The 17,978-nt window shown below is 30.8% G+C and carries 18 protein-coding genes and 1 pseudogene; 15 read left to right on the top strand and 4 right to left on the bottom strand.

All coding sequences use genetic code 11. The annotated features are described in order from the left end of the window. Window positions 1-69: 69 nt before the first annotated feature. From pepF to KPL51_RS08275, 13 genes are all read left to right on the top strand, one after another. A complete protein-coding gene (pepF, locus tag KPL51_RS08335; RefSeq protein ID WP_216159422.1) occupies window positions 70-1,878 on the top strand; it encodes an oligoendopeptidase F in 1,809 nt (602 codons plus the stop codon). A 139-nt stretch (window positions 1,879-2,017) separates the two neighbouring features. After that, the gene (locus KPL51_RS08330; protein WP_216159419.1) at window positions 2,018-3,406 is read left to right on the top strand and encodes a UbiD family decarboxylase; all 1,389 of its coding nucleotides are present in this window, start codon (window positions 2,018-2,020) and stop codon (window positions 3,404-3,406) included. Window positions 3,407-3,553: 147 nt separating this feature from the next. Beyond that, on the top strand, window positions 3,554-3,985 hold the full coding sequence (locus tag KPL51_RS08325; protein ID WP_216159416.1) for a MarR family winged helix-turn-helix transcriptional regulator: 432 nt from the start codon (window positions 3,554-3,556) through the stop codon (window positions 3,983-3,985). 26 nt (window positions 3,986-4,011) lie between these two features. Then, window positions 4,012-4,491 carry a glutathione peroxidase gene (locus tag KPL51_RS08320; RefSeq protein ID WP_216159413.1) on the top strand — a complete coding sequence of 160 codons (480 nt, stop codon included), beginning with the start codon at window positions 4,012-4,014 and terminating at the stop codon, window positions 4,489-4,491. Window positions 4,492-4,575: 84 nt separating this feature from the next. Further along, on the top strand, window positions 4,576-5,106 hold the full coding sequence (locus KPL51_RS08315; protein ID WP_216159410.1) for a glutathione peroxidase: 531 nt from the start codon (window positions 4,576-4,578) through the stop codon (window positions 5,104-5,106). Window positions 5,107-5,633: 527 nt separating this feature from the next. Then, the gene (locus KPL51_RS08310) at window positions 5,634-6,356 is read left to right on the top strand and encodes a TVP38/TMEM64 family protein (protein ID WP_216159407.1); all 723 of its coding nucleotides are present in this window, start codon (window positions 5,634-5,636) and stop codon (window positions 6,354-6,356) included. Window positions 6,357-6,412: 56 nt separating this feature from the next. Continuing rightward, a complete protein-coding gene (locus tag KPL51_RS08305) occupies window positions 6,413-7,069 on the top strand; it encodes a YdjY domain-containing protein (protein ID WP_216159404.1) in 657 nt (218 codons plus the stop codon). A 19-nt stretch (window positions 7,070-7,088) separates the two neighbouring features. After that, window positions 7,089-7,484 (top strand): hypothetical protein, encoded by a 396-nt coding sequence (locus KPL51_RS08300; protein ID WP_216159401.1) that lies wholly within the window; start codon window positions 7,089-7,091, stop codon window positions 7,482-7,484. Between the two features lie 94 nt (window positions 7,485-7,578). Next, window positions 7,579-8,280 (top strand): TVP38/TMEM64 family protein, encoded by a 702-nt coding sequence (locus tag KPL51_RS08295; protein WP_224853805.1) that lies wholly within the window; start codon window positions 7,579-7,581, stop codon window positions 8,278-8,280. Between the two features lie 81 nt (window positions 8,281-8,361). Then, window positions 8,362-9,570: an ABC transporter substrate-binding protein gene (locus tag KPL51_RS08290; protein ID WP_216159394.1), complete on the top strand. Its 1,209-nt coding sequence runs from the start codon at window positions 8,362-8,364 to the stop codon at window positions 9,568-9,570. After that, the gene (locus tag KPL51_RS08285) at window positions 9,560-10,426 is read left to right on the top strand and encodes an ABC transporter permease subunit (protein WP_216159391.1); all 867 of its coding nucleotides are present in this window, start codon (window positions 9,560-9,562) and stop codon (window positions 10,424-10,426) included. The genes KPL51_RS08290 and KPL51_RS08285 overlap by 11 nt, the downstream gene beginning before the upstream one ends. Continuing rightward, window positions 10,426-11,205: an ABC transporter permease gene (locus KPL51_RS08280; protein WP_216159388.1), complete on the top strand. Its 780-nt coding sequence runs from the start codon at window positions 10,426-10,428 to the stop codon at window positions 11,203-11,205. The genes KPL51_RS08285 and KPL51_RS08280 overlap by 1 nt, the downstream gene beginning before the upstream one ends. 15 nt (window positions 11,206-11,220) lie before the next feature. After that, window positions 11,221-11,988, top strand: coding sequence for an ABC transporter ATP-binding protein (locus KPL51_RS08275; protein ID WP_216159385.1), 768 nt, complete (start codon window positions 11,221-11,223; stop codon window positions 11,986-11,988). 417 nt (window positions 11,989-12,405) lie between these two features. On the opposite strand, the gene mltG is transcribed toward KPL51_RS08275, so the two are convergent. The 4 genes and pseudogenes from mltG to KPL51_RS08255 all read right to left on the bottom strand — a co-directional run. Continuing rightward, window positions 12,406-13,209 carry an endolytic transglycosylase MltG gene (gene mltG / locus KPL51_RS08270; RefSeq protein WP_216159382.1) on the bottom strand — a complete coding sequence of 268 codons (804 nt, stop codon included), beginning with the start codon at window positions 13,207-13,209 and terminating at the stop codon, window positions 12,406-12,408. 502 nt (window positions 13,210-13,711) lie between these two features. Further along, the gene (locus KPL51_RS08265) at window positions 13,712-13,867 is read right to left on the bottom strand and encodes a lmo0937 family membrane protein (RefSeq protein ID WP_216159379.1); all 156 of its coding nucleotides are present in this window, start codon (window positions 13,865-13,867) and stop codon (window positions 13,712-13,714) included. Between the two features lie 125 nt (window positions 13,868-13,992). Next, a complete protein-coding gene (locus KPL51_RS08260; RefSeq protein ID WP_216159376.1) occupies window positions 13,993-14,160 on the bottom strand; it encodes a hypothetical protein in 168 nt (55 codons plus the stop codon). Between the two features lie 223 nt (window positions 14,161-14,383). Then, a pseudogene (locus tag KPL51_RS08255) lies at window positions 14,384-14,557 on the bottom strand (FMN-binding protein); the annotation flags it as partial. Between the two features lie 13 nt (window positions 14,558-14,570). Between KPL51_RS08255 and KPL51_RS08250 the strand changes: the two are divergent. Next, a complete protein-coding gene (locus KPL51_RS08250) occupies window positions 14,571-14,765 on the top strand; it encodes a hypothetical protein (RefSeq protein ID WP_216159373.1) in 195 nt (64 codons plus the stop codon). 104 nt (window positions 14,766-14,869) lie between these two features. After that, window positions 14,870-17,833, top strand: coding sequence for a sigma 54-interacting transcriptional regulator (locus KPL51_RS08245; RefSeq protein WP_216159371.1), 2,964 nt, complete (start codon window positions 14,870-14,872; stop codon window positions 17,831-17,833). The last annotated feature ends 145 nt before the right edge of the window (window positions 17,834-17,978 follow it).

Below are 17,978 nucleotides of genomic sequence, written 5' to 3'. Positions count from 1 at the left end.
CTGATGTATAGACCAAATGAATAATAAGGTATAAAATATAAATAATTACAATACGAAGGGGGCTTTAAAATGGGAAAAACTTTAAAAGATAGAAAAGATGTAGAGCAATCACTTACTTGGGATTTATCTGCTATTTATTCAACCGAGCATCAGTATAATTTGGCTGTAAAAGAGATTCAAGGAATTACTTCAGAAGTGGAAAAAAATTATAAGGGGAAACTGAATACAGCAAGAAATATTAATCAATGTTTGGATAAAGTGAGAGAGATAGCCGAGATTTCGTACCGTGCAGAATCTTACGCAGAACTTGCAGTTTCAGTGGATTATACTAACAATGAAAATCAAGATAGAGATATGCAATATATGAATATTGCATCTGATATTGACAGTAGGCTGAGCTTTGTAAAAAGCGAGATTATGCAAGCTAATGAAAAAATTATTGAAGATGCGATAAGCGAGTCAAAGGAAAATAGCAATTATTTAAAGGATATAAAAAGAGACAAGGCACATGCACTTCATCCAGAAGTAGAAAGAGTATTAGCTGCTTTAGCGGGTACATTAGAAGCTCCTTATAGCATTTATGAACAAGCTAAGCTTGCAGATATGGATTTTGGTAATTTTATTGTAGACGGAGTGGAGCATCCACTTAGTTTTGGACTTTTTGAAGATGAATGGGAATCTGAAAATGATATAAAGATCCGTAGAGCTGCTTTTGAAGCTTTCTCTTGTAAATTAAAGGAATATCAGAATACAATAGCTGCAGTTTATCAGACTCAAGTACAAAAGGAAAAAACAATGGCAACACTTAGAGGGTTTGATTCTGTTATAGATAGTTTGTTATTCTCTCAAAAAGTAGATAGGAAGTTATATAACAGGCAGATAGACTTAATTATGGAAAAGCTGGCACCTCACATGAGAAAGTATGCAAGGCTTCTTGGGAAGATGCATAAAATAGAGGAAATGACCTTTGCAGATTTGAAGATTTCAGTTGATCCAGGCTACGAGCCTAATATAACAGTAGAGGGGTCTGAAAAATACATTGAAGGGGCCTTATCAATACTTGGTGAAGATTACCTTACAATGATTAAAAGAGCTTATGATGAGAGATGGATTGACTTTGCACAAAACAAAGGAAAATCTACAGGAGCCTTCTGTGCAAGTCCTTATGGAAGTCATTCTTTCATTTTAATTTCTTGGACTGAAAAAATGGCAGAGGTATTTACACTAGCTCATGAGCTTGGACATGCAGGACACTTTGAGTTATGTAACAAAAGCCAAAATATATTTGATACAGAGGTCTCAACATATTTTGTAGAATCACCATCTACAATGAATGAGATGCTCATGGCAAATTATCTTATGAAAGTTAATGATGATCCTAGATTTAAGAGATGGGTTTTATCCTCAATGATAGGACATACCTATTATCATAACTTTGTAACACACCTTTTAGAAGCAGCATATCAAAGAGAGGTATACAATATAATTGATCAGGGCGGAAGTGTTCAAGCTACAAAGCTTAATGAAATAAAAAGAAGTGTACTTGAAAAATTCTGGGGAGAAGATGTAAAAATAAATGTTGGAGCAGAACTTACATGGATGAGACAGCCTCATTATTACATGGGACTTTATTCTTATACTTACAGTGCAGGACTTACCATAGCCACAGAGGTTAGCAAGAGGATTTTAAGTGAAGGCACACCAGCTATAGATGATTGGAGAGCTGTACTTAAAGCGGGCTCAACTAAAACACCAGTAGAGCTTGCAAAAATGGCAGGAGTAGATATAACCACAGAAAAGCCACTCCTTGATACTATAGAGCATATTGGTAATATAATTGATGAGATAATAAAGCTCACTGAGGAAATAGAAGGCTAAATAATATAAGTTAAAAGAGGATTATCACTTAATTTAAGGGAGAATCCTCTTTTAAATTTAATTATATCAGGGTGCATATATATATTCTAATGTAACCATTGTTTTCACTAATACACACAACCTGCTTCAGATTACATCTTTGCCTCAAGTCTACACAGAAAATCCAGAAAAACCTGGTATTATGAGCAGTAATTTAGGAATGTATCGTGTTCAGCTTAGTGGCAACGATTATGAAATGAATAAAGAAGTAGGCATGCATTATCAAATTCACCGTGGAATCGGTATTCATCAAGAGAAAGCGAACAAGCTTGGTGTCCCGCTTAAAGTGAGCATTTTTATTGGAGGCCCTCCTGCTCATACACTAGCTGCCATCATGCCATTACCTGAGGGATTAAGTGAAATGACCTTTGCGGGACTTCTTTCTGGACGTAATTTTCGTTACACTTATGTTGATGGTTATTGTATTAGTCTTGATGCTGATTTTGTAATTACTGGTGAAATTTATCCAGGTGAAACGAAACCTGAAGGCCCTTTTGGTGATCACATTGGATATTATAGTCTTATTCATGATTTTCCATTAATGAGGGTGCATAAAGTATACGCAAAGTCCAATGGAATCTGGCCATTTACAGTTGTTGGTCGTCCTCCGAAGGAAGATACTTCTTTCGGCAATCTTATCCATGAGTTAACTGGTAATGCGGTAAAATATGAAATTCCTGGTGTGAAAGAAGTTCATGCAATAGATGCAGCGGGTGTTCATCCATTGCTATTTGCCATAGGAAGTGAGAGGTATACACCCTACCAAAAGGTCAAACAACCGGCTGAACTTCTCACCATTGCTAACCGGATTTTAGGAACAGGACAACTTAGTTTAGCTAAATATTTATTTATTACGGCGGAAGAGAGTAAACCGTTAGATACACATAAAGAGATAGAATTCTTAACATATATACTTGAAAGAATTGACCTTCATCGTGACATTCATTTTCAAACAAATACAACCATGGATACTCTTGATTATTGGGGAACGGGTCTAAATACTGGTAGCAAAATGATAATTGCTGCATGTGGTGATCAGAAAAGAAAATTGTGTGGTGACGTGCCCAAGCAGTTAATGGATTTACAAGGTTTTAAAAATCCAAGGCTCTTAATACCAGGCATCGTCGCAATGGAAGGACCTGAATTTTTAAGTTATAAAGAAGTGCAAAAGCAATTAGATGACTTAAGCTGGGCAATTGACGCAAGAGGTGCCATGCCAACTTGCCCAATAATCGTCATATGCGATGACAGTACATTTATGAGTCTTTCTCTACAAAATTTTATATGGGTCACATTTACAAGAAGTAACCCTTCACATGATATTTATGGAGTTAATAGCTATTATGAAAATAAGCACTGGGCCTGTGATAATATGATTATTGATGCACGTAGGAAACCACACCATGCACCACCATTAATTCTTGATCCGTCAGTTGAAAAGAATATACGGCATTTCTTTGCAAAGGGAGGGAGCTTAAGCAAAGTATAAATTCATATGATAAAGAAACATAAAAAACGGTAAAATAAATATATGAAATGTCTTGACAATGGGAATAATAAACCATATAATAAATTATAGGTTGAATTTGATACAATTAAATTTAATCAAATTATATTTAGCACAAAGAGGTTAACTATGGATAAATATGAAACAATTAAATTAGACAATCAGTTATGTTTTTCATTATATGCTGCATCAAGGGAAGTAATAAAATTATATAAACCAGTTCTTGATAAATATAATCTTACTTATACACAATATGTAACAATGTTAGTATTATGGGAAGAAGAAAAAATAACTGTCAAGGAAATTGGAAAAAGATTGCATCTGGATTCTGGAACTCTTACTTCAGTGCTAAAAAAGCTAGAGGGTATGGAATTAATAATAAGATATAGGGATCCAACAGATGACAGAGTAGTAGTAATTGAATTGGATGAAAAGGGAAGATTATTAAAAGATGAAATACTTGAAGTTCCAGAACTAATAGCTTGTAAAGTTGGAATAACTATAGAGGAATTTATGGTTTTAAAAAAATCCTTAGATGAATTGTTAAAGAAATTTAGTTAAGATAGAATCGAAAGGAAGTAGTAAATATGAAATTTTATGATTTTTCAGCAAAGGAAATGGATGGTCAAGAAATAAAGATGGAGAAGTACAAAGGTAAAGTAGTTTTAATTGTAAATACTGCAAGTAAATGTGGATTAACACCTCAGTTCGAAGATTTGGAACAATTAAATAGGGAATACAAAGAAAGAGGTTTAGAAATCTTAGGATTTCCTTGTAATCAATTCGCAAAGCAAGATTCAGGAAGTAATGAAGAAATACAAAATTTTTGCCAATTAAACTATGGAGTTTCTTTTACTATGTTTGAAAAAATAGATGTGAATGGAAAAACTGCACATCCCTTATATAAATTTTTAAAAGATGAAGCAAAAGGTCTTTTAGGTAAGGAAATAAAATGGAACTTTACTAAGTTTCTACTAGATTCAGAGGGTAATGTAATTAAGAGATATGGACCTACAATATCTCCATTAAAAATAAAGGTTGATATTGAAAAATTATTAAAAAACTAAAAATATAAAAAAATAAAGAATATTATGATTAAAAAGTTATTTTTAAAACAAACAAAAAAATATATATAAAAAGGAGAAATTAAAATGATATATGATTTTAAGGTAAAAAACATAGAAGGTAAGGAAGTTTCAATGGAGGATTACAAAGGAAAGGTGCTTTTAATAGTTAATACTGCCACAGGCTGTGGGTTTACACCACAATATGAAGGACTTCAAAAGGTTTATGACAAATATAAAAATCAAGGTTTCGAAATATTAGATTTTCCAAGTAATCAATTTTTTGCTCAAGCTCCAGGGAGTAGTGAAGAAATCGCTAACTTTTGCCAGTTTACATACGGCACAACTTTTCAAACCTTTGATAAAATAGATGTAAATGGCGACAATGCAGATGAATTGTATAAGTTTATAAAGAAAGAACAACCTAAAGCATTGGAAGATGATGCCTCAGAAGGATTGTATAAAAAATTGTCAGAGATGGGATTTAATACTGATGGCGATGATATTAAATGGAACTTCACAAAGTTTCTTATAGATAAAAATGGTAAGGTTGTAGACAGATTTGCTCCAACTTATGAACCAGAAAAAATAGAAGAAAAAATTAAAAGCTTATTATAAGCTAAATAAGTTATTTACCCCTAAAAAGTTTAGGCTAATGAGCAATAGGAAAGTATAGCATCAATATTTACTGTGAAAATACTCCAAGGATAGAAAATACTCCAAGGATAGAAAATACTATCCTTGGAGTATTTTTTTAAGTTAAAATCACATAAGCTCTTGAATCTCATAATAGTAATAATTATTCAAGCTAATTAATTTACCAATAGATATATCAATAGGCATAGGTAATATCTATTGGACAATTACAAAGAACATTGATAACATATTTGTGCATTAATATTTAATAAAGATGAAATTATAGAAGAGCAAAAATGAAAAAAAGATCAATATACTATATTTATTTTATTATTATTGGGGTATTTAGATCCTGAAAACTCAAAAATGGTAAAAAAATTAGTTCTAAAGGAACAACAATTTTAAGAAGTACACATAATATTGGTTTTTAGATTATACACAAAAAACTTATGAATGGAAAAAGGAATTTTAAAATAGAAGATTATAATATTGAATTAAGGAGAAATAAAATGGAAAATACACCTAATAAGAAAAAGAGTCCCATTAGTAAAATTATAATAATCCTACTACTTTTAGTTTTAGTTTTAAGCTATTTATTTGTACCATCTATAAAGGGAGCATTTAATACCATCTTTAAAATGTTTGCAAGTGGAGATTTTACACTTGTTAGCTCATTTGTAGCATCCTATGGAGCATATGCTGCAGTTATTTCTTTTTTATTAATGATATTTCAATCTATAGCTGCACCACTGCCAGCTTTCCTAATTACCTTTGCTAATGCAAACCTATTTGGTTGGTGGCAAGGAGCACTGCTTTCATGGGCTAGTGCCATGGCAGGAGCAGCAGTTTGTTTTTATATCGCTAAGGTTTTAGGGAGAGATATTGTAATCAAATTAACAAGCAAAACGGGACTAGAACAAATTGATAAATTTTTCATGAAACATGGTAAAATAAGTATCTTGATGGCCAGATTGTTACCATTTATTTCTTTTGATATTGTAAGTTATGCAGCAGGTTTAACCTCTATGTCATTTGGCTCATTCTTTATTGCAACGGGTATAGGGCAATTACCTGCAACAATTATTTACTCTTATGTAGGAAGTATGTTAACTGGAGGAACAAAATTATTTGTAACAGGTCTATTATGTTTATTTGCACTATCTGCATTAGTTATATTGTTTAGGCAAATTTATCTAGAAAAACAAAAGAAAAAATTAAGTGTAAATAAATAATCTGTTTTACAGATGTTTAATAAAAAAATTATAAATTAAAGGGAGCTTGAACAATTATGACAATGAAAAAAATATTAACCGTTTTATTGGTAGCTGCACTTATATTCTCACTTGCAGCTTGTACTAAAGCAACACCGGAAGTATCAAAAACTGAGGCAAAAGTATTAGTAGTTGACAAAGAGGCAAAGGAAATTAAAATGCTTTGTGAAGTAAATGGTAAGTATTTTACAGAAGCAACACGTCATGGAATTGTTTTTGAAAAAGGATCAAATGGAGAAAAATCACTTCTTCGTGGCCTTGCAGATGAAAAAGAATTCCATCAAGCATTACTTGATATTGGAGCTAAACCTGGAAACAACTTAAAAGCAACAGATATGAAAGCAGGTGCTGATAATGGAGTAGCAGTTGATGGAGACAAGTTAACCGCCGTAGTAACTTGGGAGGGACAAGCTAAAGAAATTCCATTTGCAGATATTATCAAAGCAAGTGTAGAAAAACCTATGGATTTACGTTTTGGTGGAAACCTTGAAAGTGCTAAGAAAAACAATACTGGATGTGTACTTTGTTTAGATAGCTGTGCAACAGGTATTACAAGTGATGCAGCATATCTAACTGGAACTACACAAAATAACGTTGTTAAATTCTATGGTGATAAAGATGTATTACCAGAAGATGGGAAAGTAGTAACAGTTACTTTTCGTCTTGCTAAATAATTGAAACTTATGGTGTTATATGAAATATTTTAATATTGTTTATAATAGTTTTTTATGGGCCCTGGTAATTGCAATTACCAGTTTTAAAAGTGAATGGCTTGAAATGAGGGTAAATATAGGTTACATATTTTTTGCATCATTCATCCTTTTATCTGTAATTTTAAGTGCAATTTCAAGAAGAAAACAACTCATACTAAGTGGTGTATCTTCTACCGCTAATTTGTTTGTTTGTACAATTTATGCCATGATACTTTATGGGTTCCAAAGATTAAAGGTGGTACCTGCTTCTATCATTCGGGAAGGAATTCATATAAATAAAATTCCCTTTTCAGTAATCAATGGGGCATTACTAATTATTATAATCTTAGGACTTGTGCTAATTACTATGTTTAACAAATCAAAACAAAAAAAATAAAAATAAAATTGACTGGCTTAAAATTTAGTTTATGAAACTAAATTTTGAGCCACTGTCATTGTTATACTATATTGGTATATGGTTGGAGGTGCACGTGAATAAGAATAGAAATAAGGTTAAAATATTTATTTTTGTAGGGATTATTATTGCAATTTTGATTTTAAATAGATACTTCGGATGGTCTAAATACTTAGGAAATAAAGAAAATTTAGTTTTTCTTAAGAATATTGTAGAAGAAAACATGCTATTAGCAATGGGTATTTATATAATTCTAACAATTATTGGTTGTGTGGTTTTGGCCCTTCCAGGTGTTACCTTTGCTATTGTTGCAGGTATGGTGTTTGGACCTTGCATTGGTATATTTTCTTGTTTGATCGCAACAACAATTGGAGCCTCACTTGCTTTTGTAGTGGGAAGATTTTTCCTTAAGGATTCAATTAAACCAATGCTTGAAAAAAATAAGATTTTAAAAAAATTATTATTTTCTAAGGATGAAAAAAGTGATCTGATAGTTCTTATGATCACTAGAATGGTGCCAATTTTTCCATACAATCTACAAAACTTTGCATACGGAGTTACAGATATAAGTTTTTGGAAGTATACAATTTATACCTTTATATTTATGTTTCCTGGAGTATCATTTTTTACTATTGGAGCTGCAGGACTTACTGCAGGTGAAGATAAATGGAGGTATTTCTCCATTTCAGGAGTACTCGCGGTGTTGGTAATGCTAGTTGGATTTTTCATCAAAAGAAAATTTATTGGCAAGGAAACTGAAGGATTCTCTAATACATAAGATAAGCTGAGGATAATACATTAGAGTGTTATATAGGCAATACAAAGATTATTTATACTATTAAGTTTTCAGGGGGGGACTATGAAAAATAAGAAACTATTATGGGTTGTTTTAGTCTTTACGTTAATGATTTCCATGGTCGTTTTTGCAGGCTGTGGAAATAAGGTAGTGAGAAATCAAACGGTAACCCTCTACGGTTGGGGTGGAGATGAAAGAGTTAATGCTTGGATTGATAATGAATTAGGAAAGTATGTAAAAGAAAATTATAATGTAACTCTTAATCGTGTGCCAATGAATATTGATGAAATTTTATTAAAACTTACGGATGAAAAAAGTTCATCTAAAACTGGATCAATTGATGTAATTTGGATTAATGGTGAGAATTTTTACTATGCAAAGAAAAATAATCTTTTACATGGACCATTTCTAAATTCTTTGGCAAATGCAAAAAAATATTATGACCTAGAAGGACCCTCAGCAACTACAGATTTCGGTTATGCTACAGATGGTTATGAAGCACCTTTAGGAACAGCTCAATTTGTATTTAACTATGACAGCAAAAGGGTTAAGTCAATACCCACTAATGCACAAAGCCTCAAAGAATATGTGGTAAATAACCCAGGACGGTTTACATATCCAAAGTCCAATGATTTTTCTGGCTCAGCATTCATTAGAACAGTATTATATGATATAGTTGGATATGATAAGTTGAAAAATTTAGACCCTAGCTACGATGCGGTTAAGAAATCAATTACTCCAGCATTAGAATATTTTAAGGCGCTTGAGCCCTACCTATGGAAAAAAGGACAAGTGTATCCAGCTGATTCCGCTCAACTAGATAGTTTATATCAAGATGGAGAAATAGATATTACAATGGCCTATACTGCAAATAAGGCTTTAAGCATGGTTAAAAATAAAAGTTGGGTTTCAACTACAAAAACTGCTGTATGGGATAAAGGAACACCATTCAATACTCATTATTTAGCAATAGCAGCTAATGCGCCAAATGTTGAAGGGGCTTTAAAGGTAATTAATGCGGCATTATCACCTGAGATGCAAATATCTAAGGCAAACTTAGATGGCTGGGCGGATTTACCATCAATACAATATAAAAAGATATCCTTAGAGGAAAAGGGAAACCTTGATAAAGTACTAACACCTGCAAAGGAATACGCGGACTCAATTTTAAAATATGAAGAGCTTTCAAAGCATCAGCAGCCAGAGCTTAAATCAGATTTAGTAGTTATAATCGATAAGATATGGGAGGATGTGATTCTTTTTGATAAATAATATTAAAAAGAAGAGAATTCAAGGAATATTATTAATGCTGCCTGCATTATCAATAATAGTTACAGTTACCATAGTTGTTATCATAAATACATTTTTAGAAAGCTTAGGATATATTCCTGAGCTTTCCTTTAATAATTTTACCACTAAGTATTATGTGGATTTATTTACAGATCATATTTTCCTGAAAAGCTTATATTTTAGTTTTAAAGTAGCATTTATATCTGCAGTACTTGCTACTATCCTAGGTGTTTACACCGGATACTATGTTTCAAAGTGGCAGTATAATTTTATGAGTCTTCTATATAAAATTCCCATATTGTTATCCTATGTTGCAGCTGCTGCACTAATTTATAATACCTATAGTGATAAGGGCTTACTATATCATATTGTTTCTACTTTGGGAATTTCACAGGCTAATGTTAATTTAATTTATACTTCCAGTGGGTTAGGTGTAATACTTTTGAATATATTTAAGGGATTGCCCTTTGTAGCCTTTTGTGTGGCGCCAATTTTTAGGAAGGCTGATGAGACCTATAGTTTTGTAGCTCAGAATTTAGGCTGTACTAAATTTAAATATATAATAAAAATACTATTACCCTTAGCGAAAAGGTCAGTAGTAACTTCTTTTTTAATCATTTTTAACTTTAATATGTTTACCTATGAAGGATTTTATTATTTAGGACCATCAAATCCTATTTCAATAGGAGTATATGCTTACAAGACGTATTTGAATTCTGATCTCTCTAATAGAATTTATGGTATGGCTATAAATATGATTATGATTATAATATCTATTGTGTTATGTTTTTTATATTATAATATGATAAAGGGCCATGGAGAAGGGGAGATATTATAATGAACAAATTCTGCTATAGAGTAGTATTAATTATGATTTTTGCTTTTCTTATATTACCAATTCTATCTATGGTCATTTGGGCCTTTTTTACTAATTGGAGGTCTACAGATATACTACCTAATTCCTTTACCCTAGCTGGGTTTCAATACTTTTTTACTTCAAAGGATTGGTATATTGGAATAAAATCAGTGATTTTTTCTGTGGAAGTAGCATTGATAGCCACAATTAGCAGTATAATGGTATCTAGGTTTTTGATTACAATAAACATAAAAGCTAAGATTGCCTTAGAAAGTATTTTTTATTTACCAATGCTATTGCCAGTAATAAGTGTATGTTTAGGAAGTCATAAATTGTTTTTGAAAAGCCCATTGTCTTCAACTTTTGCACTTTTAATTTTGCATACTTATTTTTCACTGCCATATGCTTTTAAGATGACCTATTCTTATTATACGGTTTGGGGTATAGAAGAGGAATTAACAGCTAGAGGACTAGGAGCTTCCTTCTGGCAAGCTTTTAAATATATAAATATACCGATATATATTAAGGGATATATTGGGTCGTTTTTCATGGCCTTTATTATTTCATATTCCCAATATTTTATTAATCTATTTATCGGTAACAATAAACATGTTAATTTTTCTATGATTATGACACCTTATATAACTAATTCTAATAGAAATATTTCAGCAGCATATACATTAATGTATATATTCTACGGTGTGGTTGTAATGATATTTACATCTTTAATCGGTAAAAATATATTAAGAAAGAAGAGCTAATTATGAGGTATGGATATGAGTAAAATAGAATTAAAGGGTATAGATTTTTCTATTGGCAAAAATAAAATCTTAAAAGATATAAATTTAACCATTGAAAATGGTGAGTTTTTTTCTATTTTAGGTCCTAGTGGAGTGGGAAAGACTACAATATTTAAAATTATCACAGGAGCTCTAATTCCTAAAAGAGGAAGTATATTAGTAGATGGAAACATTATAAATGATGTACATATTGAAAAAAGAAACATAGTGATGGTACATCAAGCGAAACTACTATTTCCCCATATGACTATAAGAGAAAATGTGGAGTTTGGCCTTAAAATGAGGAAGGTATCTAAAGAAATGATTAGACAAAAGGTGAATTCTCTTACTGAATTTTTTAATATGGAAGAGCATATGAAAAAATACCCTCATCAGCTTTCGGGAGGACAACAGCAGCTAGCATCATTAATGAGAGCATTAGCTGTAGATCCTAAGGTGCTTCTGTTGGATGAGCCTTTTACTGGTCTCGACAATAACCTAAAGAATTATGTTAAGGCTTATATAATGAAGATTCAAAAGAAGTTTAGTATAACAACAATTATGATTACCCATGAGAAAGAAGATGCTTTCTCCATGAGTGATACTATTGCTTTCTTATTTGAAGGAACGGTAGCTCTTGTAGATAAAACAAGAAATTTAAACAATAAAACAGGGATAGACTGCATTGATGAATATCTAGGGGAAATTACTACACTAGAGGACGGAAAGATTATTTTTTCTGATAGAATTATCGAAATAGGGTAACCGTTTCTTGAAAAATAGATGAAAGTTCCACTTTTATGTTTTGATCAATAACTGTAGATTTTAAGGTAGCTAAAAAAAGGAAAATATTAAAAAAGTAGAGACTAAAAAGAGTCTCTACTTTTTTTGATATTTATCTAATAACAATAATTAGTTTACATACTAAGGATTATGTAAACTAATTATTAAATGTTAACTAAAATTAAATTATAATTTATAGCTTAGAAATAAAGTGAATAAATTTAAAACTATTAAGGAAAGGAGTTAGCAGTAATTGCTTTGGCTTTGATAAAAATAGAAGTTCGTATATTCAATATTGCTTTGGTGTTTATAATGGGTGGAAAGGAATTTAGTCACTTAAATATGGTATAAAAAATAGTCCCCATAATGAATTTATATTCATCATGGGGACTATTTTAATTATTTAATATATATAGATACATTTTTAAGGTGCTGAGCATATGTTTCAGAAAATATATGCTCATTAGTTTTACTATTTAATACATAATAAATATAATTAGTATTTGCTGGGTGGATAGCAGCATTTATTGACTTAGTTCCTGGACTACATATTGGTGATGGGGGTAACCCTTTATTCAAGTAAGTATTATATGGGGATTTTACTGCTAAGTCTTTATTGTATAGTTTTGCTTTATGACCAATGACATATAGTATTGTTGCGTCTATTTGCAATGCCATATTTTTATTTATCCTATTGTAAATAACACTAGCTATTTTGGGCCTGTCTACTTCTTTTTTTGCTTCTTTTTCTACTAGAGAAGCTGTTATTAAAGTATTTCTTATATTCAATTTATTTTTAATAATATAATCTTTATTAGGTGCTATGTTTAATTGGAAACCTTTAAGCATTTCATTTATAATTGTTTTGCTTGATGTTTTATTTGAAAAAGAATACGTTGCAGGATATAAGAAACCATCTAACTTATGTTTATCATTGGGCACTTCTTTTAAAAACCAGTAATTATTATCTGCCCAGTTCTCAGTTTCATTTATAAAATCTTTTTCTGTAACCAATCCTGATATTTCTAATGCTTGTCCTATTTCTATATTTGTATATCCTTCTGGTATTGTAACTGTAACTATATTATTTTTATTAGTTACAGAATTGCTTAGATAGAATATTCCACATAATGCTAAAATAAAAATGATAATTATAAATATAGTTTTAGTAATCTTCATACTTTTAAGGTTCGTATTTTCCATAATACATTAGGCTTTGTAAGAACCAATTTCAACTCCTTTTTAATTCTTAATTGTATTTTTAGTATATCATAAATATTGAACAAAATTTTTGAAAATTCTAAGAACAATTTAATTACAGTAATTTAATAATTAAATAAACTAAAATTGAGGTAAAATTAATGAAGAAAGCAAATGCTAATCTTCATATAAAAGATATCACTCCAACGGTGAGTTATTAGCAAACATAAGCAACAATGAGAATAGATAACCAAGAAAAAACCACTGAAGTATAATTAAATATGCTTCAGTGGTTCTTTTGTGTTAAAAATAGTTAATGTGTTAAGGTTGAGAATACTGTAATTTAGTTTTTCCACCGTATTTTATTAAAATATATTTATCCTTTATATTGATATCTGCTCCATATTTTACAAGAAGATTTAGAAGTACTACAGAGTAATTAAAGCTGCAGTGAAATACGGGGGTTTTACCGGTTATTAATCTTCATTATCAGAATAACAATTTTTTAAGTTCTTCTTCTTTTTTCTGAAATCATATCTACAATTAATACTATTGCAGCGATAACAAGTAACCAATGAATCATTTGTCCACCAATATTAAACATAAACCCTAAGAACCAAAAAAGTATTATTATTCCACCTATTCTACTTAAAAACCCCATCTAAAACACAACCTTTCACAATATATATTTATTAAGTCTCTGTAAATATTATAATGACCAGATTTTCATTATGTATACCAATCACTTAAATATGTATTTTAATAACATATCTAAATTACCGAAAATTACCCCATTTTATTATTATTTAAAATTAAAATATAGGCACTTGTGTCGGTTTTGCTATGTAAACTCCAGTCAAGTGCATCAAATAGTTTTTCTTTTTCTACATCTGAAAGATTTGAAACTAATACATTAAAATCATCCTGAAGATTCTTAATTTTAATCCAATCCAAATCTTTCACCTCGTGATTGTCGTAGTAGAGAGATGAAGTAAATAAGAGGTTTAAACACTAACTCTAAAAAAGCAACATTCTTGTTATTAGAATGTTGCTTTTTAGATGAAATTTGATAACTACACTTCTTAATAAACAGAAAGGGCAGCTGGGCATGAAGAACTGACGACATGTTAAGTGTTGAAGATGCCAACCAGTGAATTAAAGATTTGTAAAAGGAATCCTAAAGTGTTTGCTTTGCAGATGTAACTGTTATTTCAAGCACTCTATTTAGAAATGAAAACTTTTCTTTCATAATATCAAATTCTGAGCCAGACTTGATAAATTTTGCAGTACCTTCAATTAAAAATCCAGTTCCCATAGATCTATAGCCCATAACCTCTTTACTTCCGATAGATATCTTGGTAGAATTGAAAAATGGATTAAGTGAAGATGAAATTATAATAAGGGCTAAAAATCATGGTGTAATAGTTAATGCCGTATCAACGTTTTGGATGAGGTTAGAGAAATATTCTAATAATATGATTATGCTTGGTTTTGGCGAAATATCTGAAAATGACATTGCTGAAGGTATAAAAATACTAAATAATGCATGGTTTACATAGCACAAGCTTTCGATTTTAAATAAAATGCATCAATTATTGTAAGGACAACAAAAATAGAATACAATTAGTTAAAGAGGATAGAGTGGTTTATGGGAGGTTAAATTGTGATTGAAAAAACGATACTTGAGTTAATTGAAACTGAAGATAAAAAGATACCATTAACAGATAATGATATAGCAAAAAAAGTAAATACTACTAGAGCATATATAACTAAATTTAGAAAAGAGAAGAATCTACTTAATTCTAACCAAAGAAGAGAAAAGGTTTTATATGTGGATATTAAAAAGATTATTAGTGATAATAAGCTAATATCAGATAATATGTTATGTAAAAATTTATCTGAAATTGGTTATGACATCTCAAGGTATTCTGTCACTCAAATAAGAAAACAAGTTGTTTTGAATGAAGATAAAGATATTGTAGATAGTGATAAAGTGTCATTAAGTGGAGCAATAGAAAAGACAGTAGTAAATGTAAGCACCGGTGATATAACCGATGTCCAAAATTATTATAAAAATAATCACAAAAATATAAATATAAATAAAAACAATAATCTAAGAGAGGTTATAGGATATCATGGATCACTCAGAAATCAAATAAGACAAGCGGAGGCAGCAATTTTATACCCTCCACATGGCCTTCATACTCTGATACTTGGGCCTTCAGGGGTAGGAAAAAGTTTTTTTGCAGAAGCTATGTACAACTTTGCTATTAATTCTTCGAATTTTAATAATAATGCTCCTTTCATAGTGTTTAATTGTGCTGATTATTCAGATAACCCTCAATTACTTCTTTCCCAATTATTTGGATATGTAAAAGGTGCATTTACTGGAGCAAGTACTGATAAGATAGGCATAGTGGAAAAAGCAAATGGTGGTATATTGTTTTTAGATGAAGTACATAGGTTACCTAATGAAGGACAAGAAATATTGTTTCATTTGCTGGATAAAGGAAACTATAGGAGACTAGGTGAAACAGAAAATAGTAGAATAGCAAATGTAATGATAACTGCGGCAACTACAGAGGATCCAGAATCTTCACTATTATTGACTTTCAGAAGAAGGATACCCATGATAATTGATCTTCCATCCATTAATGATAGGCCAATTAGTGAAAGATACATATTAATTGAAAATTTTTTTTCTCAGGAAGCTGCAAGAGTTGGTAAAGAAATTACTATTAAGTTTGATGTTATTAGATCCTTATTATTATATGGTTGTCCAGGTAATATAGGTCAATTAAGAAGTGATATTCAAGTGGCATGTGCTAAAGGATTTTTAAATTCATTAAGCAACAATTTATCCGTCGTTATTGAAATAACAGATTTGCCTGATCATGTGCCACTAGGAATACTTAGTGTTTCAAGCAGAAACTCAATTTCAGAGGAGATATGTGATGATGACCTGATTGTTAACCCTGGAGAGGTAAGTACATATAAGCTAAAGGATGACAGGTATATATTACCTGATAAAATATATAGCAATATACAAGAAAAATATTATCATCTTGAAAAGCAAGGTCATAAAAAAGATGAAATAAATAAGATCATATGGAATAAAATGAAGTTTGATTTAAATAGATTTGCTAAAAATATAGAATCAAATACACTTTTTCATAAAGAAGAACTAAAGGATGTAATTGATGAAAAAGTATTGAGGGTTGTTGAAAATGTAACTAACATAGCCAAAAGTTACATAGATAATCTAAAAGAAAATTTTTATTATTGTATAGCTGTGCACCTAAATTCTACATTAGAGAGGATAAAACAAGGAAAAATAATTAAAAATTCTCAATTAGATTATATTAAAAATGAATATTATAATGAATACAGAGTTGCTAAAATACTTACCAGTGAGATAAATAGTAGTTTAGATATAGAGTTACCTGATGATGAAGTTGGTTTTATAGCTATGTACTTAAAAACCTTTTCTACTATGAATCAAAAGATAAGCAGGGTGAATGTTATTGTATTAAGCCACGGACATGTAGCCTGCGGAATGGTAGATGTATCAAATAAACTATTAGGCACAAATCTTGCCATAGGAATTGAAATGTCACTTGAGGAGAGTCCTCAAACACTGCTTAAAAAAACCATAGAAACAATAAAAAAAGTATATGAAGGAAAAGGTTGCTTACTTCTGGTTGATATGGGTTCTCTTGTAACCTTTGGTGAAATTATTACTAAACAAACGGGAATACCTACAAGAGTAGTTGGTAGAGTTGATACTGTAATGGTGCTGGAAGCAGTAAGAAGAGCGCTGATAACTAGTGATTTAGATGAAATAGCTGATGCATTAGATGGAGATAAGTCTTATGTTGGTGGAATAAAGGCAGCTACTAAGTATTCAAAGACAATAATAACAGTCTGCATAACTGGTGTAGGCTCGGCATTGAAAATTAAGAAGTATATTGAAGATATAATGGATAGTTCAAATGAAAATATAGATATAATTCCAATTGGAATTATGAACAAAGATAGTGCTCAGGATAAAATTCGTGAAATTCGTGAACAGCATAATATAGTAGCAATAGTAGGAACTATTAATCCTGAAGTTTTGGGTATTCCATTTATTTCATTTCCAGATATTTTAAAAGAAGATGGAAAACTAGCGCTAAAGAACTTACTGGGAATAAAGGTAATTAGCCCATTATCATATGTTATAAATGAAGAACTCATACAAATTAGAGATGATCTATTTTCAAAGCTAGATGTAATTGACGCAATGTGTAAATTGCTACAAATAAAGGGCTATGTCACGGAAGAGTATGTAATGAGTGTGTATAAAAGGGAGATGATGGGTGGTACAATAATTGTAGGCAATGTTGCGATTCCTCATGGACTTCCGGAGTTTGTGGAAAAATCTTCGTTAACTATTTTCAAACTTAAAAATTCTATAATTTGGGAGAATGACACTGAAACAAATATAATAATTATGATTTCACTTAAAGAAAGTGAGGGGGAGATAATATTGAAATTGTTTGATTTATTATCTAAAGGTGAAATGATTGAGAAAATAAATGGAGCAAATTCGGCTAAGAAAATTGCAGATTTATTTTTAGAGCAATAAAGATTTTAATGTAAACATGTGTTTTAAGATAGAAGCATTTAAGCTTTTATCTTTTTTTTTAGTGCGCCCGGCATGGGCGTTTACTCGTCGGTGAAAGTCCGATACGGGGGCTGATAGTGCCAACCGTTAGCTTAAGACAAGGGTG

Origin of the sequence: Clostridium bowmanii, assembly GCF_018861315.1 — a bacterium.
Taxonomy (GTDB): Bacteria; Bacillota; Clostridia; order Clostridiales; family Clostridiaceae; genus Clostridium_AD; species Clostridium_AD bowmanii.
Note: the sequence above shows the minus strand (reverse complement) of the source record. Positions and strands in the feature narration are given on the sequence as shown.